This window comes from Pseudomonas laurylsulfatiphila, assembly GCF_002934665.1.
Classification (GTDB): domain Bacteria; phylum Pseudomonadota; class Gammaproteobacteria; order Pseudomonadales; family Pseudomonadaceae; genus Aquipseudomonas; species Aquipseudomonas laurylsulfatiphila.
In genome coordinates this window covers 20,594-42,971 of record NZ_NIRS01000008.1, presented here as the reverse complement: position 1 = coordinate 42,971, position 22,378 = coordinate 20,594, and the positions used below count along the sequence as shown (strand labels likewise).

The 22,378-nt window shown below is 60.6% G+C and carries 10 protein-coding genes and 1 pseudogene; 4 read left to right on the top strand and 7 right to left on the bottom strand.

All coding sequences use genetic code 11. The annotated features are described in order from the left end of the window. Nucleotides 1–8 precede the first annotated feature (8 nt). On the bottom strand, nucleotides 9–3,959 hold the full coding sequence (putA, locus tag CD175_RS26670) for a trifunctional transcriptional regulator/proline dehydrogenase/L-glutamate gamma-semialdehyde dehydrogenase (RefSeq protein WP_104451077.1): 3,951 nt from the start codon (nucleotides 3,957–3,959) through the stop codon (nucleotides 9–11). 460 nt (nucleotides 3,960–4,419) lie between these two features. Between putA and putP the strand changes: the two genes are divergently transcribed. After that, the gene (gene putP / locus CD175_RS26665) at nucleotides 4,420–5,904 is read left to right on the top strand and encodes a sodium/proline symporter PutP (protein WP_104451076.1); all 1,485 of its coding nucleotides are present in this window, start codon (nucleotides 4,420–4,422) and stop codon (nucleotides 5,902–5,904) included. Nucleotides 5,905–5,984: 80 nt separating this feature from the next. On the opposite strand, the gene CD175_RS26660 is transcribed toward putP, so the two are convergent. After that, nucleotides 5,985–6,479 (bottom strand): DUF2165 family protein, encoded by a 495-nt coding sequence (locus tag CD175_RS26660; protein ID WP_104451075.1) that lies wholly within the window; start codon nucleotides 6,477–6,479, stop codon nucleotides 5,985–5,987. A 207-nt stretch (nucleotides 6,480–6,686) separates the two neighbouring features. Here CD175_RS26660 and CD175_RS26655 point away from each other — a divergent pair, with 207 nt between their 5' ends. Beyond that, nucleotides 6,687–7,523 carry a 23S rRNA (adenine(2030)-N(6))-methyltransferase RlmJ gene (locus CD175_RS26655; protein WP_104451074.1) on the top strand — a complete coding sequence of 279 codons (837 nt, stop codon included), beginning with the start codon at nucleotides 6,687–6,689 and terminating at the stop codon, nucleotides 7,521–7,523. 109 nt (nucleotides 7,524–7,632) lie between these two features. Here the strand turns inward: CD175_RS26655 and msrA are convergent, their stop codons facing one another. From msrA to aceE, 5 genes and pseudogenes are all read right to left on the bottom strand, one after another. Then, the gene (msrA, locus tag CD175_RS26650; RefSeq protein ID WP_104451073.1) at nucleotides 7,633–8,280 is read right to left on the bottom strand and encodes a peptide-methionine (S)-S-oxide reductase MsrA; all 648 of its coding nucleotides are present in this window, start codon (nucleotides 8,278–8,280) and stop codon (nucleotides 7,633–7,635) included. Between the two features lie 63 nt (nucleotides 8,281–8,343). After that, nucleotides 8,344–11,037, bottom strand: coding sequence for a putative bifunctional diguanylate cyclase/phosphodiesterase (locus CD175_RS26645; protein ID WP_104451072.1), 2,694 nt, complete (start codon nucleotides 11,035–11,037; stop codon nucleotides 8,344–8,346). Between the two features lie 230 nt (nucleotides 11,038–11,267). Continuing rightward, nucleotides 11,268–12,663, bottom strand: a pseudogene (locus CD175_RS26640) (alkaline phosphatase D family protein). Between the two features lie 436 nt (nucleotides 12,664–13,099). Next, nucleotides 13,100–15,055 carry a dihydrolipoyllysine-residue acetyltransferase gene (gene aceF, locus CD175_RS26630; protein WP_104451070.1) on the bottom strand — a complete coding sequence of 652 codons (1,956 nt, stop codon included), beginning with the start codon at nucleotides 15,053–15,055 and terminating at the stop codon, nucleotides 13,100–13,102. Nucleotides 15,056–15,066: 11 nt separating this feature from the next. Continuing rightward, entirely contained in the window at nucleotides 15,067–17,712 is a 2,646-nt protein-coding gene (gene aceE, locus CD175_RS26625) for a pyruvate dehydrogenase (acetyl-transferring), homodimeric type (protein WP_104451069.1), read from the bottom strand. 383 nt (nucleotides 17,713–18,095) lie between these two features. On the opposite strand from aceE, the gene glnE reads away from it, so the two are divergent. Both glnE and waaF read left to right on the top strand, forming a co-directional pair. Continuing rightward, complete coding sequence (gene glnE, locus CD175_RS26620; protein ID WP_104451068.1) at nucleotides 18,096–21,035, top strand: bifunctional [glutamate--ammonia ligase]-adenylyl-L-tyrosine phosphorylase/[glutamate--ammonia-ligase] adenylyltransferase; 2,940 nt, start codon at nucleotides 18,096–18,098, stop codon at nucleotides 21,033–21,035. 307 nt (nucleotides 21,036–21,342) lie between these two features. After that, on the top strand, nucleotides 21,343–22,377 hold the full coding sequence (waaF, locus tag CD175_RS26615) for a lipopolysaccharide heptosyltransferase II (RefSeq protein WP_104451067.1): 1,035 nt from the start codon (nucleotides 21,343–21,345) through the stop codon (nucleotides 22,375–22,377). The last annotated feature ends 1 nt before the right edge of the window (nucleotide 22,378 follow it).

Sequence of the window (22,378 nt, the reverse complement as noted above, 5' to 3'; positions counted from 1 at the left end):
TATCGGGCTTAGCCGATCGTCATCAAGCTCGCATTACCACCCGCCGCAGCGGTGTTGACGCTCAACGCCCGCTCGATCACCAAACGCTCCAACGCAATGTTGGTCTCGCCCTGCGACAGGCCCTGAACCCCGACAATCGCACCGGCACGCTTGGCAACCTGCTGGCAAACCGCTCGCAACTGGTCGGAGTGGCCGTGATGCACAACCGCGTCAAACACCACTTCGTCCTTGTTCCAGTCGGAAACCAGCTTGATGCGCGCCTGAATCTCCTTCGGCAGGCGTGCGAACAGCGCCTTGGTCAGTTCACCCTCCGGCCAGACCGCCGAACCGCCGACAGCCAGTACCGCCGCCAGTTGAGTCAGCAGATCGCCTTCGACTTCCGCCAGGCACAGCACGTGTTCCCGTGGCAGGATCGCGTAGCTGTTGCGCTCGCCGGTCGGGCCGGCCAGGACGCGGGTGATGCCGCTTTGCGATTGCGCGGCGAACTGCACGCACAGGGTGCTCAGGTCGGCGAACTTGTTGCTGTCGGCCCAGGCTTTCAGGGCGGTCAGTGGCTTGCTCATGGCGTCGCGCAGACGAACGTCCGGTGCTGCGGCAGCATCGCCGCGAGCGAAGGATTGTTCGATCGCATCCGCAGGGCGGGTCGACAACAGGCGGTACAGGTACAGCGGGCCGCCGGCTTTCGGGCCAGTACCCGACAGGCCTTCGCCGCCGAATGGCTGCACGCCGACCACGGCACCGACGATGTTGCGGTTGACGTAGACGTTACCGGCATTGACGGTGTCGATCACCTTGGCGATGGTCTCGTCGATGCGGGTGTGCACGCCCAGGGTCAGGCCGTAGCCGGAAGCGTTGATCTGGCCGATCAGTTGATCGATGTCCTTGCGCTTGTAGCGAACCACGTGCAGCACCGGGCCGAAGATCTCCCGCTGCAGTTCGTCGAAGCTTTCCAGTTCGATCAGGGTCGGCATCACGAAGGTGCCGCGTTTGACTTCTTCGGCATCGGCGATGGCCACCTGGTACACGCTGCGACCTTTGTCGCGCATGGCCTGGATGTGCTTCTCGATGCCAGCCTTGGCTTCGGCGTCGATGACCGGGCCGATGTCCACGGACAGGCGCTCAGGGTTGCCGAGACGGCTTTCGGCCATCGCGCCCTTGAGCATTTCGATGACGCGATCGGCGGAATCTTCCTGCAGGCACAGGACGCGCAGGGCCGAGCAACGTTGGCCGGCGCTGTCGAACGCCGACGAAACCACGTCGATCACCACTTGTTCGGTCAGTGCCGAAGAGTCGACGATCATCGCGTTCTGGCCACCGGTTTCGGCGATCAGCGGGATCGGGCGACCCTGGCTGTCCAGGCGGCCGGCGATGTTGCGTTGCAGCAAACGCGCGACTTCGGTGGAACCGGTGAACATCACGCCTTTGACGCGATCGTCGCCGACCAGGCCGGCACCCACGGTTTCGCCGCGACCCGGCAGCAGTTGCAGTACGCCCTCGGGAATGCCGGCTTCGAGCAGCAGGCGCACGGCTTGAGCGGCGACCAGCGGCGTCTGTTCCGCAGGCTTGGCCAATACCGGGTTACCGGCGGCCAGGGCAGCAGCCACCTGACCACTGAAGATCGCCAGCGGGAAGTTCCACGGGCTGATGCACACGACTGGACCCAGCGGACGGTGAGCATCGTTGGTGAAGTCGTTGCGTGCCTGCACGGCGTAGTAACGCAGGAAATCCACGGCTTCACGCACTTCAGCGATGGCGTTGGCGAAGGTCTTACCGGCTTCGCGGGCCAGCAGGCCCATCAGCGGTTGGATCTCGGCTTCCATCAGGTCGGCGGCACGTTCCAGGATCGCGGCGCGTTCGGCGGGCGGTGTGGCCTGCCAGATCGGCGCGGCGTTGAGGGCGCACTGGATCGCGTTGTCGACGTCTTCGACGGTGGCTTCCTGTACATGGCCGACCACGTCACGCAGATCGGACGGGTTCAAAACCTGCGCCGGGGCTTCGTTGCTGGATGCGCAGCCGAGTATTGGTGCGGCTTTCCAGTGGTTGTGTGCGGTAGCGAGAAGCGCGCAGGACAGCGACGCCAAACGATGTTCGTTGGCCATGTCGATGCCGCTGGAGTTGGCGCGTTCGGAGCCATACAGGTCACGCGGCAACGGAATGCGCGGGTGCGGCAGGCCGAAACCACCTTCCACGGTCGCCATCTGCTCGATGCTCGCCACTGGGTCGGCTACCAGTTCCTGAATCGAAATCGACTGGTCGGCGATACGGTTCACGAACGAGGTGTTCGCGCCGTTTTCCAGCAGGCGACGCACCAGGTAAGCCAGCAGGGTTTCGTGGGTGCCGACCGGCGCGTACACGCGGCACGGACGGTTCAGCTTGCCTTCGGAGACTTTGCCTACAACCTGTTCGTACAGCGGTTCACCCATGCCGTGCAGGCACTGGAACTCGTACTGGCCCGGGTAATAGTTCTGACCCGCGATGTGATAAATGGCCGACAGGGTGTGGGCGTTGTGCGTGGCGAACTGCGGGTAGATGACTTCCGGCACCGACAGCAATTTGCGTGCGCAAGCGATGTAGGACACGTCGGTGTACACCTTGCGGGTATAGACCGGGTAGCCCTCCAGGCCTTCGACCTGGGCGCGCTTGATTTCGCTGTCCCAGTACGCGCCTTTCACCAGGCGGATCATCAGGCGATGACGGCTGCGACGAGCCAGGTCGATCACGTAGTCGATCACGTACGGGCAACGCTTCTGATAAGCCTGGATCACGAAACCGATGCCGTTCCAGCCGGTCAGTTGCGGCTCGAAGCACAGGCGCTCGAGCAGATCCAGCGACAGTTCGAGGCGGTCGGCTTCTTCGGCGTCGATGTTCAGGCCGATGTCGTATTGCTTGGCCAGCAGCGTCAGCGACAGCAGGCGTGGGTACAGCTCATCCATCACGCGCTCGTACTGGGCACGGCTGTAACGCGGGTGCAGTGCCGACAGCTTGATGGAAATGCCCGGGCCTTCATAAATCCCGCGACCGTGGGAGGCTTTGCCGATCGAGTGGATGGCTTGTTCGTACGAGGCCAGGTACTTCTGGGCGTCGTGCTCGGTGAGTGCGGCTTCACCCAGCATGTCGTAGGAATAGCGGAAGCCCTTGGCTTCGAACTTGCTGGCGTTGGCCAGGGCTTCGGCGATGGTTTCGCCGGTCACGAACTGCTCGCCCATCAGGCGCATGGCCATGTCGACGCCCTTGCGGATCATCGGCTCGCCGCTCTTGCCGATGATGCGGCTCAGGGACGAAGTCAGGCCGGCTTCGTTGTGGGTTGACACCAGCTTGCCGGTCAGCAGCAGGCCCCAGGTGGCGGCGTTGACGAACAGCGACGGGCTGTTGCCCAGGTGCGGCTGCCAGTTGCCGGTGCTGATCTTGTCGCGGATCAGGGCGTCACGGGTGCCTTTGTCCGGGATGCGCAGCAGCGCTTCGGCCAGGCACATCAGCGCCACGCCTTCCTGGGACGACAGGGAGAATTCCTGCAGCAGGCCCTGAACGATGCCGGCACGGCCGCCAGCGCTCTTCTGATTGCGCAGTTTTTCAGCAATCGAGGCGGCGAGTTTGTTGGTGGCTTCGGCCATAGGTGCCGGCAGGCGAGCCTGCTCGATCAGCATCGGCACGACTTCCGGCTCAGGGCGGCGGTAGGCGGCGGTGATCGAGGCGCGCAGTACCGACTGCGGCAGGATGCTTTCGGCGAATTCGAGGAAGCACTGGTGGGCGTGATCCAGAGGCGCATCGACGGTGTCGTCGGAATCCTTGGTCAAACCGCTCAGCTCGGTCAGGGTTGCACCACCCTCGAGTTTTTCCAGGTAATTGAAGATTGCCTGCTTGATCAACCAGTGCGGCGTGCGATCAATCGAGGTCGCGGCGGCCTTGAGGCGTTCGCGGGTCGGGTCGTCAAGTTTGACCCCAAGGGTGGTGGTAGCCATGTTTTTATCCTCATGTTTGCCACGACGGCGTGGCATCAGCTGGCGGCAAGATTAGCCGTGCGACTGTTGAGGTGCAACCGGGTGCAACCCTTTTTTTGTCGGAATATTACGCAGCTCGTCAGGAAATAAATTCTGGTACGGATGTGCCGTATCTGCTTGGTGCTTTTTAACGCGGTTGGCTCTGTTTCTTGCTCCGAAAAGGAGCAAAAACCGGTGGTTGATATTTATTTCCGACTGGGTGCAACTTATTCTCCAGAAACTGGTTGCACCTTATTTGCTTTGTTGAATAGCATTCGCGCCCAAGGTGCAACCAGGACAAGTCCGGGTGCTCCGGCTGATGGCTTTCCTGGGGAAACATCAGTCATAAATGCGCGGGAATCCGGATCGTCTGTCAAACGTATGCGTTTGCGAGCGGTTCACCAGCCGCCGCTACATAAAAACAAAGCCAGGGCGTAACTTAATGAGCGTAAGCAATCCAACCCTGATCACGTTCGTGATCTACATCGCAGCAATGGTGCTGATCGGCTTGATGGCCTATCGCTCCACCAACAACCTTTCCGACTACATTCTGGGCGGTCGCAGCCTGGGCAGCGTCGTGACTGCACTGTCCGCCGGTGCCTCCGACATGAGCGGCTGGTTGTTGATGGGCTTGCCCGGTGCAATCTACATGTCCGGTCTTTCCGAAAGCTGGATCGCCATCGGCCTGATCGTCGGCGCCTACCTGAACTGGCTGTTCGTCGCCGGCCGTCTGCGCGTGCAGACCGAGCACAACGGTGATGCACTGACCCTGCCGGACTACTTCGCCAGCCGTTTCGAAGACAAGAGCGGCTTGCTGCGGATCATCTCTGCGGTCGTGATTCTGGTGTTCTTCACCATCTACTGCGCTTCCGGCATCGTGGCCGGTGCCCGCCTGTTCGAAAGCACTTTCGGCATGTCCTACGAGACGGCGTTGTGGGCCGGTGCTGCGGCTACGATTGCCTACACCTTTATCGGCGGATTCCTGGCCGTAAGCTGGACCGATACCGTACAAGCCACCCTGATGATCTTCGCGTTGATCCTGACGCCAGTCATCGTGCTGCTGGCCACCGGTGGTGTCGACACCACCTTCCTGGCCATCGAAGCGCAAGATCCAAGCAACTTCGACATGCTCAAGGGCACCACTTTCATCGGCATCATCTCGCTGATGGGCTGGGGTCTGGGCTACTTCGGTCAGCCGCACATCCTCGCGCGTTTCATGGCGGCTGATTCGGTGAAATCGATTGCCAAGGCTCGACGCATCTCCATGACCTGGATGATCCTGTGCCTGGGCGGCACAGTGGCTGTGGGCTTCTTCGGTATCGCCTACTTCTCGGCGCACCCGGACGTGGCTGGCGCGGTCTCCGAGAACCACGAACGTGTGTTCATCGAACTGGCCAAGATCCTGTTCAACCCATGGATCGCCGGTGTCCTGCTGTCGGCCATTCTGGCGGCGGTCATGAGCACCCTGAGCTGCCAGTTGCTGGTGTGCTCGAGCGCCCTGACCGAAGACTTCTACAAGACCTTCCTGCGTAAATCCGCTTCGCAGCTGGAGCTGGTCTGGGTCGGCCGTGCCATGGTGCTATTGGTTGCCCTGATTGCTATCGCACTGGCAGCCAACCCGGAAAACCGTGTACTGGGTCTGGTGAGCTACGCCTGGGCCGGTTTCGGTGCCGCATTCGGTCCGGTCGTACTGATCTCCGTGATCTGGAAAGACATGACCCGCAACGGCGCACTGGCCGGCATCCTGGTCGGCGCGATCACCGTGATCGTCTGGAAACACTTCGAACTGCTGGGCCTGTACGAAATCATCCCGGGCTTCATTTTCGCCAGCCTGGCGATCTACTTCGTCAGCAAAATGGGCACCCCGACTGCCGGCATGTTCCAGCGTTTTGCGGCTGCAGAGAATGATTATCGTCTGAACAAGTGATGAGTGATGGGGTGAACGCTTCCCGTCGCTGATAAAAGAACGGCTCGCAGCTTTTGGTGCGGGCCGTTTTTTATTGGGGATCAGTCAAGATCGGTATCGGGCTGATTCAGAAAGATCAGCACGCCCAGTATTGCCATGTAGAACCTGAAGGCTGCGTCCTGACCATTCCAAATGTCGGATTGCCACATCAGAAACCACTCACCTCCTACAACCATGAAGCCGAAAAACCATACGAAAAACCCGGTCGTCAAACCCGCTACGGCCCACTTCCTGGCCCGTCTGAACTCATGCCCACCGGCTGACCGCGAGCGCCAGAGCTGTAGTGCGCCGTAGCCAAGAAGTCCACAGGTAATGGCTTCGCCAAGGATGATCAGCCAGTAAGCCCCATGCCACACCCAAGGCAGATCAATTGCGCGATACCGGGCGGCGTTGTCAGGGAAGGTGGTATCCATGCTCAGCACATGCCGGACGAAGTTGAAGTTGGAACCGTAGTCGGTGATGTTGTTGAACACGGTCATGAAGGCGAATGCGGCGAGCGCCAGGGTCATTGCAATCTTTGCGTAGCGAATGGTCATTTGTGCGTCCTTTGCTTTTTACGACAAAGAACGCTATCACACCGGTTTGCAGGTTCGGGAGTCTTCCTGTTGTGAGGCGTTTGTGAATTTGTCGAGTGATGGTGCGTGCTTGTTGCCGCTATGAATGCTCGAAGTGTCCGCTCAGTCGCCAACCCCTGACTTGCCGGCCGGTAAAAGGTAAACTTCCCGGCCTTCGCAGGAGCAGCCATGAATTATCGTCACGCCTTCCATGCCGGCAATCACGCCGATGTGTTCAAACACCTGACCTTGACCCGCCTCATCGCCCTGATGTCGCGCAAGGAGCAGCCGTTTGCCTATCTCGACACCCACGCCGGCATCGGTCTGTATGACCTTCAGGGTGATCAGGCCAACCGTACCGGCGAGTACCTGGAAGGGATTGCGCGTTTGTGGGATCAGCCGGATCTGCCGATCCTGACCGCCGATTACATGCAGGTGCTGCACGAGATGAACCCGGATGGCCAGTTGCGCTATTACCCGGGGTCGCCAGAGTTGGCGCGACGATTGACCCGCCCGCAGGACCGCGTGTTGCTCAACGAGAAGCATCCGGAAGACGGCGTTTTGCTCAAGGACAACATGGCCGGTGATCGTCGGGTCAAGGTGCACCTGGGCGAAGGCTGGCATGTGTCGCGGGGCTTGCTGCCGGTGCCGGAGAAGCGTGCGGTGATGTTGATCGATCCGCCGTTCGAGAAGCTCGACGAGATGCAGCGTTGTGCCGCGTCGCTCAAGGAAGCGATCGGCCGGATGCGCCAGACCGTGGCGGCGATCTGGTACCCGGTGAAGGATCAGCGTGCGCTGCGTCGTTTCTACCAGGACCTGGCCGGTACCGGTGCGCCGAAGTTGTTGCGGGTGGAGTTGCTGGTGCATCCGCTGGATACGCCGAACAGCCTGAACGGCTCCGGGCTGGCGATTGCCAATCCGCCGTGGGGGCTGGAGGAAGAGTTGCGTGAGTTGCTGCCGTGGTTGTCCGAGAAGCTTGGACAGACCCAGGGTGGGTGGCGGATGGATTGGTTGATTGCCGAGTAATGCTCGGCCTGTAGGAGCCGGCTTGCCGGCGATGGCGGCCTAGAGGTCAATGCTGGACCCACTGCCGCCATCGCTGGCAAGCCAGCTCCTACAAGTGATTTGTGTCAGATCAGATCGGGCAGGTCACGCCCGTACCGCCGATCCCGCAGTAGCCTTCCGGATTCTTGGCCAGGTACTGCTGGTGGTAAGCCTCGGCGAAGTAGACCGTTGGGGCTTCTTCGATTTCGGTGGTGATGTCGCCTTTGCCAGCCTTGGTCAGTTCGACCTGGAACACTTCTTTGCTGCGATTGGCTGCGGCCAGTTGCGTCGGGTTGGTCGCATAGATCACCGAGCGATATTGGGTGCCGATGTCGTTGCCCTGACGCATGCCCTGGGTCGGGTTGTGCAGCTCCCAGAACATTTTCAGCAATTCTTCGTAACTGACTTTTGCCGGCTCATAGACCACGAGCACCACTTCGCTATGGCCGGTCAGGCCTGAGCAGACTTCTTCGTACGTAGGGTTTGGCGTGAAGCCGCCGGCGTAACCCACTACGGTGCTGACGACGCCTTCACGCTGCCAGAAGCGACGTTCCGCGCCCCAGAAGCAGCCGAGGCCGAAGATCGCAAAATCGACATCGGTGGCGAACGGACCCAGTAGCGGGGCGTCGTGGACGAAATGTCTTTCCGGCAGGTTCATCGGGGTTTCGCGGCCAGGCAGAGCTTGTTCTTTAGTAGGGAGCACGTTTTTGTTCACCAGAATTTCCGAGCGCAGAACCATGATCAGTCCTCTCAGTCAGGATAATTAGACAGACAAGCAGTTTGCCCGAGAGTTGGATCGCTGTCAGGCGATTGGGCCACGCGGGTAGCGTTTGAGCTTCTCGATCAGCTCATTGCCCGGGATCGGACGGTCGAACAGGTAGCCCTGGCCGACGTCGCAGCGGTGACGGCGCAGGAACGACAACTGATCGGCGGTTTCGATGCCTTCAGCCACGACCTTGAGCTTCAGGTTATGGGCCATGGCGATCACCGCGGAGGTGATTTCCATGTCGTCCTGGTTGTCCGGGATTTCGTGGATGAAGCTTCGATCGATCTTGATGATGTCGATGGGGAATTTTTTCAAGTAACTGAGCGACGAGTAACCGGTGCCGAAGTCGTCCATGGCCAGGGTCAGGCCCAGGCGCTTGAGTTGGTCGAGTTGCAAGTGGGTGTCTTCGGTGGCCTCCAGCAGCAGGCCTTCGGTCAGCTCCAGCTCCAGCAAATGCGCGGGCAGGGCTTCTTCCTTGAGGATGGTGGCGATGGAGGCCACCAGGTCCGGGTCGGAGAATTGCTTGGGCGACAGGTTGATCGCCACTTGCAGGTTGCCCAGGCCGGCGGCGGTCAGCGCTTTGCTCATGCGGCAGGCCTGGCGCGCGATCCATTTACCGATCGGAATGATCAGCCCGGTTTCTTCGGCGACGCTGATGAACTGATCCGGGCGGATCATGCCCTTTTCCGGATGATCCCAGCGCAGCAATGCTTCCATGCCCAGCAAGCGACCGCTGCGCAGGCACAGCTTGGGCTGGTAGAACACGTCGAGTTCGTTCTGGGTCAGGGCGCGGCGCAGGTTGTTTTCGACGAACAGCTTGTAGCTGGCCTCGGCGTTCAGCGCTTCGGTGAACACCTGCACCTGATGTTTGCCGTTGGCCTTGGCCTTGTGCAGCGCCAGCCCGGCGTTGCGCATCAGGGTTTGCGGGTCGCGCCCGTGCAGCGGCGCGCAGGCCAGGCCCACGGAGCCGGTGACGCTGATCAACTGGTTGTCGACGAACATCGGTTTGTCGAGGGTAGCCAGCAACTGATTGGCCACCTGCTGACCCACCGTAAGGTCGCTGTTGTCCAGCAACACGGCGAATTCGTTACTGGCGAATCGCGCCAGGCTGCCGCTCGGGATCAGGCTGTTGCGCAGGCGTCGGGCCAGGCTGATCAGCAATTTGTCGCCAGTCTGGTGGCCGAGGCTGTCGTTGATCCGCTTGAAGTTGTCGATGTCCACCAGCAACAGGCTGATCGGCGCGTCGCTGTCGCGGGCGAAGCGTTCATCGAGGTTGCGGATGAACGCCGGGCGGTTGCCGAGATTGGTCAGGTTGTCGGTGTAGGCCAGGCGCTCGATGCGCTGCTGAGCGAGCTTGGTCTGGGTGATGTCTTCGTAGATGCCGATGTAGTGGGTCAACTCGCGGTTGTCGCCATAAACCTTGGAGATCGACAACTGGCCCCAGTAGGGTTCGAGGTTTTTCCGGCGGCTCTTGAATTCGCCCTGCCAACTGTTGCTCTTGGCCAGTGCCGAAGGCGCGTCGAACAGCAGTTCGCTGAGGTTCTCCAGGGCGGGCAGTTCCGACAGGCGCTGACCGTGCACTTCTTCGGTGGAGTACTGGGTGATGGCGGTGAAGCTCGGGTTGACGTACTCCACCACGCCGTCGCAGTTGACCAGCAGAAAGGCGTTGGCACTTTGTTCGACCGCACGCTGGAACAGGTGCAGGGCGCTGGTAGCGGTGCGTCGGTTGTGGTTGCTGATGACCTGGGCAAACTGGTCGGCCAGTTCGCCGGCGAAGGCGATTTCATCCGATTGCCAGGCACGGGTCGCACCGATTTGCTCCAGGCACAAAACGCCCACCACCTGGCCATCGACTCGGATACTGGCGTCGAGCATTGCGTTGACGTCGCGCGGGCGCAGGCTTTCGGCCATCTCCCGGGTGCGCGGGTCGCGCATGGCGTTATGAGCGTCGATGGCGCGACCTGTGTGCAGGGCGTCGAGGTAATCGGGGAACACGCTGGCGTCGATCGGCTGCGGCAGCAGGTATTCCTTATTCGTGCGGTGATAGGCCGATATCGGCACCAGCATCGAGCCTTCGAGGCTCCACAGGCTGGCGCAGTCGATTTGGTAAATATCGCAGGCGCTGCGGGTGATCAGCTCGGCGGCTTCACGCAAGGAGTTGTTGCTGCTGTAGCGCTGACGGGTAAGCAGCAGGATCAGGTCCTGCTGGGCCCGCACCCGGTCCAGATGCAGCAGTTGCTCCTGCTGGGCGCGCTGATTGAGCTCCAGGGCGATTTGCAGGCGCGAGTTCTGGGTTTCCAGATCCAGGGCCGGTTGCAGCGGGTCATCCTCGAACAGGCCGTCAATGACCAACAGGTAGCCGCGCAACAGGTGGCGATTGTGTTGTTTGTAGGCTTCGCCCAGTTCCAGCAGATTCAGGGAGCCGGAGGCAGTGTGCAGGGTGTAGCGGATCAGGTAATGCGTGCTTTGAGTCAGCTGTTGCTGGACCGCATCATGAAGTTGATAGCGCGCTTCCGGCTCCATCAGGCTGGCGTAGGGCGAACCCACCAGTGCGCACAGCTCCACGGCGGGCAAGCCGAACTGGCGTTCGCAATTGGGATCGAGAAACAATAGCGCCCAGCTGGGTTCATTAAGCCGTTCGAAACGCAGCATGCCGAGCCGCGAGGGCACAGGCAACTGCGTCACTACCTCGGCCACCATACGGCTGGCGGCATCGGGTTGGCTTTTCATGGAGGGAAACTCGCTTCGAATATGCTGAACGCGCTGGGCTCACGCCCTCTTTACTGTTGCCTGCGGCAAGGTTGCATCATTGCGACACCGACTGACAAGAGAGATGAAGGCCAAGTGCTATAAGAATATGTCGGCAGGCGCGAAGATTTCTGCAGTTTCGGGAAAAAGTATTGCTATTGATCAGATCGCAGCCTTGAGGGGGGCGTCTCGAAGGCTGTGATTTTTTACCATCAGCGCAAACTAATGCCTGTCGATTGCAGCAACTTGCCATCGCGATCGTGGTAATTCACCTGAATGCGTTCTGCATTGATGACCAGGTGCGCGAAGTTATCCTGGCTGATGACGTTAGCGGTCAATTCCTGCCGATATTCGCCAGCAGCGTTCCATACCAGCGGCCGGTCGAGGATAAAGCTGGATTGACTGGCATAGGGCAGCAGTTTGGTGTTGCACAAAGGCGACGACACGATGGTGTGGACTTCGAAGTCAGGGTCTTCGCTGTGTGTCAGCCGACTGGTCAGGGAGGCGTGGACGTCACCGGAAACGAAAATGACATTCTTCAATCGGTGCGAACGAATGGTCTCCAGCAACCGCAGCCGTTGCCCGGGAAAGCCGGCCCAGGCGTCATTCCCGTCCTGTTTGGCGTCGGGAAAGAACATCACGCTGGTAACCACCAGCTTGACCCGGGCGGGGGCTATGGATCAGCCATTGGCACAAGGCATGTTCCTGTTCAGCATCAAGCATGCGTCGATCATCGGCGGACAAGTTGCGCCGGGTGCGACTATCGGTGACGAACCATTCGATATCGCCATCGGCGAACTGATACCAGTAGTGATTCGGAATCCGGCTGATCTGGCCATCGTCAAGTAATTCAAATGCCGGGCTATGGCTGGCTTGATATAACTCATATGCAGTGATGGCGTTTTTGTATAACGCCTCATCGGCCGAACTTTTCTTGTTCGGCCAGTTGTCTTTAATTTCATGATCGTCGAGGATCATGTAAGTCGATACGTTGGCCATTAACCTGGAAATATGCGGCTGGGAGAAAGCCGCACGATATTTTGCGAGTATTTGCTGATACTCGCGGTCAGGCGCAAAAAAATTCAAGTCGTCGGCATAGATCTGGTCGCCAGTCATCAGCACTGCGCTGACCGGTGGGTCGGCTTGCTTTGCCAATTGAGTCATCGAGGCAAATATCCGGTCACCCTGTTGGGGTGCCGACGGGATGCCGGCGGTCATTCGCAGGTAACGGCATGAGCCGACGAAATAGGCTCGTGGCGTACCGGCCGCGCCGGACCGGGTGCGCAAGCGATAGAGCTCTTGTGGCCATTGCAGCGGCAGTTCCTGCAGTGACTCCGCGGTGTGCTCGGTACTCTGGGTGCTGAACCAGCCGGCCTGGTATTCGTACTCGGTATCGGCTGCCAGGTTATTGAGAGCAATGACATCGGACATGTCCTGCAGGTGTGTCAGCCTTGCAAAGACACTGTTAAGCCATTGTTCATGCCCGGACTGCCGATAACGAATGCCGGCAAATACGGGTGCACTGTTTTGTGCTTCGCCGCGTACAAAAATACGCGCGTGATTAGTTGTTGTGTGGCCAATAATCGGGCCGACAGTTGGTTTTATCATGTTTGAGTCCATTCGCTGCCAGTTAATCCGGAAGTTGGTTGTTTCGGATGCAATGAGGTATTCAGCCAAGACTAATTATTTGGCCTGAATAAATACCTGGCAGAAATGGATTAAAGTTGTGGGTGATATCAGCCACAAATGTAGGAGGGTGTTTAAACAAGAACTTCAGGCAAAAAAGGTACTTCACGCAATCCCGGGAAACTGTAGGAGTCAGCTTGCTGGCGATGGACTTAAGTGCGCCGCGATTATCCAGTTCATGCGCGTTATCGTTACCGACCATCGCCAGCAGGCTGGCTCCTACAAGGGGGCGTGCCCACGCTCGAACCAGTGGATGCTCAAAAAAAAGCCCCGCCAAATTGGCGGGGTTGAGGTACGAGCGTGGCGCTCGGAAACGTGGAACGCGACCGGCCCTCCGGTGAAGGAGGGCCGGTTGGTATTACAGGAGCATGGTGCGGATGTCGCCCAGCAGGTCGCTCAGACGCTTGGTGAAGCGTGCAGCAGCGGCGCCGTTGATCACGCGGTGATCGTAGGACAGCGACAGTGGCAACATCAGTTTCGGCTGGAAGGCTTTGCCGTCCCAGACTGGCTGGATGGTGGCCTTGGAAACACCGAGGATCGCCACTTCCGGCGCGTTGACGATCGGCGTGAAGCCGGTGCCGCCAATGTGGCCGAGGCTGGAAATGGTGAAGCAGGCGCCTTGCATCTCGTCCGACGAAAGCTTCTTGGTCCGGGCTTTTTCAGCCAGGGAAGCGGCTTCGGCAGCCAGTTGCAGCAGGCTCTTCTGGTCGACGTTCTTGATGACCGGTACCAGCAGGCCATCCGGGGTGTCGACGGCGAAGCCGATGTTCACGTATTTCTTGCGGATGATCGCTTTGCCGCTTGGCGCCAGCGAGCTGTTGAAGTCCGGCAGTTCCTTGAGCAGGTGTGCGCAGGACTTGAGCAGCAACGGCAGGACGGTCAGCTTGACGCCGGCCTTCTCCGCAACGGCTTTCTGGGCAACACGGAACGCTTCGAGTTCGGTGATATCCGCCGAATCGAATTGCGTCACGTGCGGTACGTTCAGCCAGCTGCGGTGCAGGTTGGCAGCGCCGACCTGCATCAGGCGGGTCATCGGCACTTCTTCGATTTCACCGAAGCGGCTGAAGTCCACGACCGGAATCGGCGGGATGCCCGCGCCACCGGTTGCGCCGGCAGCAGCGGCCGGCGCTTCCTTGGCCTTCTGCATCATGGCCTTGACGTAAACCTGCACGTCTTCTTTCAGGATGCGACCGTGCGGACCGCTGGCGCCAACGGCGCTCAGCTCGACGCCGAATTCGCGAGCCAGTTGACGCACGGCAGGGCCGGCGTGAACTTTCGCGCCAGGCTTGGCTGGAGCGGCAACCGGGGCAGCAGGTGCGGCGGCAGGTGCAGCAGCGGCTGGAGCCGAAGCAGGAGCGCTCGGGGCAGCAGCGGCAGGTGCCGGTGCAGCAGCCGGGGCAGCGCCTTTGACTTTCAGTTTCAGGATCAGGTCGCCGGTACCGACTTCGTCATCGAGCTTGATGGAAACGCTTTCCACCACGCCAGCGGCTGGCGATGGAATTTCCATGCTGGCCTTGTCGGATTCCAGGGTGATCAGCGACTGGTCGGCCACAACGGTGTCGCCGGCCTTGACCAGTACTTCGATGATCTTGGCCTTGCCCGCCGAACCGATGTCCGGAACGTGGATGTCCTGGACGCTGTCGGCAACCGGTGCAGCCGGAGCTGCTGCAGGTGCAGGCGCAGTGGCAGCAGCTGGAGCGGCAGCCTGGGCCGGGGCGGCAGCCGGTGCCGCAGCACCTGCCACTTCCAGATCCAGGATCAGGTCGCCGGTGCCGACTTCGTCGTTGAGCTTGACGCTGATGGCCTTGACCACGCCAGCGGCAGGCGACGGGATTTCCATGCTTGCCTTGTCGGACTCCAGGGTGATCAGCGACTGATCAGCCGTGACGGTGTCGCCGACCTTGACCTGGATCTCGATGATCTGGGCCTTGCCCGACGAACCGATGTCCGGCACGTGCACTTGCTGAACGCTGGCGGCAGCCGGTGCAGCAGCGGGAGCGGCAGCTGCAGGAGCAGCAGCCGGCTTGGCTTCAGCCTTGGCCGCCGGCGCAGCGGCAGCCGCAGGGGCTGGCGCAGCGGCACCTTCGACTTCCAGTTCCAGCAGTTCGTCGCCTTCTTTCAGGCGATCGCCCAGCTTCACTTTCAGGCTCTTGATGATACCGGCCTTCGGCGCGGGCACTTCCATGCTCGCCTTGTCCGACTCAAGTGTCAGGATGCTCTGGTCGGCTTCGATACGGTCGCCGACCTTCACAAACAGTTCAATTACTTCACCTTCACCGCTGCCGATGTCAGGTACGCGAATGAGTTCGCTCACAGAATCTCTCCTCAGCAGTCCAGTGGGTTGCGTTTTTCCGGGTTGATACCGAACTTGGCGATGGCTTCGGCCACAACCTTAGGTTCGATGTCACCACGGTCAGCCAGTGCTTCCAGGGCTGCCAACACCACGAAATGACGGTCGACTTCGAAGAAATGACGCAGTTTCTTGCGGCTGTCGCTGCGGCCGAAACCGTCGGTGCCCAGGACTTTGAATTCCTTGGACGGTACCCACTGACGGATCTGCTCGGCGAACAGTTTCATGTAGTCGGTCGAGGCGATGACCGGACCCTTACGGCCGTTCAGGCACTCTTCGACGTAGCTCAGCTTAGGCTTCTGGCCAGGGTGCAGACGGTTGCTGCGCTCAACGGCCAGGCCGTCGCGACGCAGTTCGTTGAAGCTGGTAACGCTCCACACGTCGGCGCCGACGTTGAACTCTTCGCGCAGGATCTTCGCGGCTTCACGGACTTCACGCAGGATGGTGCCGGAGCCCATCAGCTGAACGTGGTGCGCCGCTTCGCGGTTGTCTTCCTCGAGCAGGTACATGCCTTTCTTGATGCCTTCTTCGGCACCGGCCGGCATGGCTGGCTGCTGGTACGACTCGTTCATCACGGTGATGTAGTAGAAGACGTCCTGTTGCTCTTCGGTCATCTTCTTCATGCCGTCCTGAATGATCACCGCCAGCTCGTAGCCGTAGGTTGGATCGTAGGTGCGGCAGTTCGGGATGGTGGCAGCCAGCAGGTGGCTGTGACCGTCTTCGTGTTGCAGGCCTTCACCGTTCAGGGTGGTACGGCCGGCGGTGCCGCCGATCAGGAAGCCACGGGTGCGGCTGTCGCCAGCGGCCCAGGCCAGGTCGCCGATACGCTGGAAGCCGAACATCGAGTAGAAGATGTAGAACGGCAGCATCGGCTGGTTGTGGCTGGAGTACGAAGTACCGGCAGCGATGAAGGAGCTCATGGCGCCCGCTTCGTTGATGCCTTCTTCGAGGATCTGGCCCTTCTGGTCTTCCTTGTAGAACATCACCTGGTCTTTATCGACTGGCTCGTAGAGCTGGCCGACGGAGGAGTAGATGCCCAACTGACGGAACATGCCTTCCATACCGAAGGTACGGGCTTCGTCCGGGATGATCGGCACGATGCGCGGGCCGATTTCCTTGTCCTTGACCAGTTGCGCGAGGATCCGCACGAAGGCCATGGTGGTGGAGATTTCACGGTCGCCCGAGCCGTCCAGGATCGCCTTGAGGGTGTCCAGTGGCGGAGTCGGGATGTTGAAGCTGTGAGCACGACGCTGTGGTACGAAACCGCCCAGTGCGTTGCGGCGATCTGCCAGGTAACGGGCTTCGGCGCTGTTCGGCTCCGGCTTGAAGAACGGCAGGTTTTCCAGCTCTTCGTCCTTGACCGGGATGTCGAAACGATCACGGAACAACTTCAGGCTGTCGACGTCGACTTTCTTGGTGTTGTGCGCGGTGTTTTTCGCTTCGCCGGCACCGGTGCCATAACCCTTGATGGTCTTGGCCAGGATGACGGTCGGTTGTTCCTTGTGGTTGACCGCTTCGTGGTACGCCGCGTAGACCTTGTACGGGTCGTGGCCGCCACGGTTGAGTTTCCAGATCTCGTCGTCGGACAGGTCTTCAACCATCGCCTTGAGTTCCGGCGAGTTGAAGAAGTGTTCACGCACGAACGCGCCGTCTTTGGCTTTGTAGTTCTGGTACTCGCCGTCGATGACTTCGTCCATGCGGCGTTGCAGGATGCCGTCGACGTCCTTGGCCAGCAGTGGGTCCCAGAAACGGCCCCAGATGACTTTGGTCACGTTCCACTGAGCACCGCGGAACACGCCTTCGAGTTCCTGGATGATCTTGCCGTTGCCGCGAACCGGGCCGTCGAGGCGCTGCAGGTTGCAGTTGATGACGAAGATCAGGTTGTCCAGCTTCTCGCGGCCGGCCAGGGAGATCGCGCCCAGGGATTCCGGCTCGTCGCACTCGCCGTCGCCCAGGAAGCACCAGACTTTCTGTTTGCCTGGCTGGATGAAGCCGCGGTGTTCCAGGTACTTCATGAAGCGTGCCTGGTAGATCGCCTGGATCGGGCCCAGACCCATGGATACGGTCGGGAACTGCCAGAAGTCAGGCATCAGCCAAGGGTGCGGGTAGGACGACAGGCCCTGACCGTCGACTTCCTGGCGGAAGTTGTTCATCTGGTCTTCGGTGATGCGGCCTTCCATGAATGCGCGGGCGTACACGCCTGGCGAGGTGTGGCCCTGGAAGTAGATCAGGTCGCCGCCGTGTTCGTCGGTCGGGGCCTGGAAGAAGTAGTTGAAGCCGATGTCATAAAGGGTCGCACTGGAAGCGAAGCTGGAGATGTGACCGCCGAGGTCAGAATCCTTCAGGTTCGTACGCATCACCATGGCCATCGCGTTCCAGCGTACCAGCGAGCGAATGCGGCGTTCCATGAACAGGTCGCCAGGCATGCGTGCTTCGTGGGTAACGGGGATCGTGTTGCGGTAAGGCGTGGTGATGGCGTAAGGCAACTGCGAACCGCTGCGGGTCGCCAGTTCACCCATACGGGTCATCAGATAGTGAGCACGGTCTTCGCCTTCTTTGTCGAGAACCGATTCCAGGGCGTCCAGCCATTCCTGGGTTTCGACGGGATCGAGGTCTTGCATGGCTTGCTCCAGGGCGGAAAGGCTACCAGAATCGGTTGCCTGAGTTAGCGACTGGCCTTGTGGGCAGACGTTATGAATTCTTGGATTGCCGACAGGTTGTTCCGGCGGCGTGTAGTTTTACTACAAATCTTCCGGCATTTCAGCCCGTCTAATGTATATACGAGTAGTAAAACTACAGATGAGCGGCTTGTGGCCCCCGGCTGCGTTGTGAGAATAATCGTTAAGGTTGGTCTTTTTCCAACTACAAAAGGTAAAAGCTTGATGCTGGCTGCCAAAATAAAAGAAATTTCAGCTATTTCTAACTTTTGTTCGACACTCCATCAGGTAGTGGGTTTTCGAAAACCACTACATGCAGTCCGCTATACGCCGATCAAGGATAGACCATGAGCCTCCCTTCGCTTGCCGAACTGCCGGCCATTCTCCAGCCGTTTGTCACCCGCGCCGAGCAGTCGTTCCGGGCTGCTGTCGCCACTTTGGACGATGACCACGGGCTGTCTGCCTGGTCGCCAGAGCGCTGGGCGCAATTTGCCCGCGTCACCGCCGCCAGCGATTTCGTGATTGAACAGTCTGTTCGTGACCCTTTGATGTTGCTGCAGCTGGTGCAGTCCGGTGAGCTGGACCGCAGCTACGCGCCTGGTGAATTGTGCGCGCAGATCGCGGCCGCCGTGAGCACGGCCGAGACCGACGATCTGCTGGGCCGTGCCCTGCGCCGCCAGCGCGCGCGCCATCAGGTGCGGATCATCTGGCGCGACCTGACCCGCCAGGCCGATTTGATCCAGACCTGCCGCGACCTCTCGGACATGGCCGATGCCAGCATCGATCAGGCCTATCAATGGTTGTACGTGCGGCATTGCCAGCAGTTCGGCGTGCCGACCGGGCGACGCAGCGGCGAGCCGCAGCAGATGGTCATCCTCGGCATGGGCAAGCTCGGTGCCGTGGAGTTGAACCTGTCGTCGGACATCGACCTGATTTTCGCCTATCCCGAGGGCGGCGAAACCGTCGGCGTGAAACGCGCGCTGGATAACCAGGAGTTCTTCATTCGTCTGGGCCAGCGGCTGATCAAGGCCCTGGATCCGATGACCGTCGACGGCTTTGTATTCCGCGTCGACATGCGCTTGCGCCCCTACGGTTCGGCGGGCGCGCTGGTGCTGAGCTTCAATGCGCTGGAGCAGTATTACCAGGACCAGGGTCGCGACTGGGAGCGCTACGCGATGATCAAGTCGCGGGTGGTGGCCGGCGACCAGGTGGCTGGCGCGCAACTGCAGGACATGCTGCGGCCGTTCGTTTACCGGCGTTACCTGGACTTCTCGGCCATCGAAGCGCTGCGTACCATGAAGCAGTTGATCCAGCAGGAAGTGCGGCGCAAGGGCATGGCCGACAACATCAAGCTCGGTTCCGGCGGCATTCGCGAAGTCGAGTTCATTGCTCAGGCGTTCCAGCTGATCCACGGCGGCCGCGACCTGAGCTTGCAGCAGCGTCCGCTATTAAAGGTGCTGAGCACGCTGGAAGGTCAGGGTTATCTGCCGCCGGCCGTGATCAGTGAGCTGCGCGAAGGCTACGAATTCCTGCGTTACACCGAACACGCGATTCAGGCGATCGCTGACCGTCAGACGCAAATGTTGCCCGATGGCGAGCAGGATCAGGCGCGCATTGCCTTTATGCTGGGCTTTGCCAACTGGACGGCGTTCCACGAACAACTGATGTACTGGCGTGGCCGCGTAGCCTGGCACTTCGGGCAGGTGATCGCCGATCCCGACGAAGAGCAGGGTGCCGAAAGCGAAGTGGTGGTCGGCGGTGAGTGGTTGCCACTGTGGGAAGAGGCTCAGGACGATGAGGCCGCTTGCCGCCAGTTGGAACAGGGTGGTTTCAAGGATGCCCCCAAGGCCTTGAAAGCCTTGGCCGGTCTGCGCAGCAGTCCGCAATTGCGGGCGATGCAGCGTCTGGGGCGCGAACGTCTCGATGCGTTTATTCCGCGTTTGCTGGCGCAGGCCGTGGAGCATGCCAATCCGGATCTGGTGCTGGAACGCGTGTTGCCGCTGGTTGAAGCCGTGGCCCGTCGCTCCGCGTACCTGGTGCTGCTGACCGAGAACCCTGGCGCCTTGCGGCGTTTGCTGACGCTGTGCGCCGCGAGCCCGTGGATCGCCGAGCAAATCACCCGTTTCCCGCTGCTGCTCGACGAATTGCTCAACGAAGGCCGACTGTTCAAGCCGCCACTGGCGCCAGAACTGGCAGCCGAGTTGCGCGAGCGCCTGACACGGATTCCCGAGGACGACCTCGAACAGCAAATGGAAGCGCTGCGTCACTTCAAGCTGGCGCACCGCTTGCGGGTGGCTGCGTCGGAAATCGCCGGCAGCCTGCCGCTGATGAAAGTCAGCGACTACCTGACCTGGCTCGCCGAAGCGATTCTTGAACAGGTGCTCGCACTGGCCTGGCGCCAGACCGTGGCCAAGTACGGCACGCCCCTGCGCACCGATGGCACCTTGTGCGATCCCGGCTTCATCATTGTCGGTTATGGGAAAGTCGGCGGCCTGGAACTCGGGCATGGTTCGGACCTGGACCTGGTGTTCATCCACGACGGTGATCCGCAAGCTGAAACCGATGGGCCCAAACCCATCGACGGTGCGCAGTTCTTCACCCGGTTGGGGCAGCGGATCATTCACCTGCTGACGGCGCAGACCAACTCCGGGCAGTTGTATGAAGTGGACATGCGTCTGCGGCCGTCCGGTGCGTCGGGATTGCTGGTGAGTTCTTTGGGGGCGTTTGCCCGTTATCAGGAGAACGAAGCCTGGACCTGGGAGCATCAGGCGCTGGTGCGGGCGCGCGTGCTGGTGGGCAGTCAGGATGTCGGCCAGGCCTTCGAGAAAGTCCGCGCCGCGATATTGGGCAAGACGCGTGATTTGCCGACCCTGCGCCAGGAGGTCAGCGAGATGCGCGCCAAGATGCGCGATAACCTCGGCAGCAAGAGCACGGCAGCCGGCACCGGGGCAAATGCCTTCGAAGCCACGGCGCCGTTCGATATCAAGCAGGACGCCGGAGGTATCGTCGATATTGAATTTATGGTGCAATACGCGGCCCTGGCGTGGTCCGAAACACACCCGCCATTGCTGCGCTGGACCGATAACATCCGCATTCTGGAAGAGCTGGAGCACGAAGGGCTGATGCCCGTCGAAGATGCCAGCCTGTTGCGTGAAGCGTATAAAGCGTACCGTTCCGCCGCCCACCGACAGGCTCTGCAGAAGAACCCGGGCGTGATACCGGCCGACCAGTTCGCGGACGAACGGCAGCAGGTCATGCGGATCTGGCGTGAGCTGGGGCTAAACTGAAACGGGATTTTTGATACGCCCGATACCCCTGTGGGAGCGAGCTTGCTCGCGATAGCGGAGGCACAGTCACCATTGATGTTCGGATGTGACGCCCTCATCGCGGGCAAGCCCGCTCCCACAGTAGATCTGCAGTGTCATGCCGATCGAAGTACACCAATACCCAATGTGGGAGCGAGCCTGCTCGCGATAGCGGAGTGACAGTCGACAGCAATGTTGAAGGTGATGACCCATCGCAAGCCACCATGCTCCCGCAGAGATTCTCGAGGCGGGGAGGCGTAGGCCTCCCCGGTTCGTTTATGGAAACCACATGAAAATTCTGATCGTTGGGCCCAGTTGGGTCGGTGACATGGTGATGGCGCAGACACTTTTCCAGTGTCTCAAGCAACGCCACCCGCAGTGCGAAATCGACGTGCTGGCCCCCGAGTGGAGCCGGCCGATTCTTGAGCGCATGCCCGAAGTTCGCCAGGCCTTGAGCTTTCCGCTCGGTCATGGCGTGCTGGAGTTGGCGACGCGCCGGCGCATCGGCAAGTCCCTGGCCGGCCAGTACGACCAGGCGATCCTGTTGCCCAATTCCCTGAAGTCGGCGCTGGTGCCGTTCTTTGCCGGCATCCCGAAACGCACCGGCTGGCGCGGCGAATTCCGCTATGGCCTGCTCAATGACGTGCGCACGCTGGATAAGGATCGTTATCCGCTGATGATCGAGCGCTTCATGGCCCTGGCCTTCGAGCCGGGCGTCGAGTTGCCGAAACCCTATCCGCGTCCGACGCTGCAGATCGACCCGGTCACCCGCGAGGCGGCACTGGCCAAGTTCGGCCTGGCCCTCGATCGTCCGGTGTTGGCCCTGTGCCCCGGCGCCGAGTTTGGCGAATCCAAGCGCTGGCCGTCCGAGCATTACGCCAAGGTCGCCGAAACGAAGATTCGTGAAGGCTGGCAAGTCTGGTTGTTCGGTTCAAAAAACGACCACGCCGTGGGCGAAGACATTCGCGCGCGGCTGATTCCCGGCCTGCGCGAAGAATCGGTCAACCTCAGCGGCGGCACCTCGCTGGCCGAAGCCATCGACCTGCTGTCCTGTGCCGATTCGGTGGTGTCCAACGACTCCGGCCTGATGCACGTCGCTGCCGCGCTGAACCGCCCGCTGGTAGCGGTCTACGGCTCGACCTCGCCGGGTTTCACGCCACCGTTGGCCGAGCACGTGGAAATCGTACGCCTGGGCATCGAGTGCAGCCCGTGCTTCGACCGCACCTGCCGTTTCGGCCATTACAACTGCCTGCGCCAGCTCATGCCGCAGGCCGTGAACGAAGCCTTGCAGCGGTTGCAAGGCACTGTGGTCGAGGTCAAATAGC

Bases quoted from the DNA above. Each gene is read 5' to 3' on its own strand.
- putA (WP_104451077.1), bottom strand. From the start codon at position 3,959: ATGGCTACCACCACCCTTGGGGTCAAACTTGACGACCCGACCCGCGAA.
- putP (WP_104451076.1), top strand. From the start codon at position 4,420: ATGAGCGTAAGCAATCCAACCCTGATCACGTTCGTGATCTACATCGCA.
- CD175_RS26660 (WP_104451075.1), bottom strand. From the start codon at position 6,479: ATGACCATTCGCTACGCAAAGATTGCAATGACCCTGGCGCTCGCCGCA.
- CD175_RS26655 (WP_104451074.1), top strand. From the start codon at position 6,687: ATGAATTATCGTCACGCCTTCCATGCCGGCAATCACGCCGATGTGTTC.
- msrA (WP_104451073.1), bottom strand. From the start codon at position 8,280: ATGGTTCTGCGCTCGGAAATTCTGGTGAACAAAAACGTGCTCCCTACT.
- CD175_RS26645 (WP_104451072.1), bottom strand. From the start codon at position 11,037: ATGAAAAGCCAACCCGATGCCGCCAGCCGTATGGTGGCCGAGGTAGTG.
- aceE (WP_104451069.1), bottom strand. From the start codon at position 17,712: ATGCAAGACCTCGATCCCGTCGAAACCCAGGAATGGCTGGACGCCCTG.
- glnE (WP_104451068.1), top strand. From the start codon at position 18,096: ATGAGCCTCCCTTCGCTTGCCGAACTGCCGGCCATTCTCCAGCCGTTT.
- waaF (WP_104451067.1), top strand. From the start codon at position 21,343: ATGAAAATTCTGATCGTTGGGCCCAGTTGGGTCGGTGACATGGTGATG.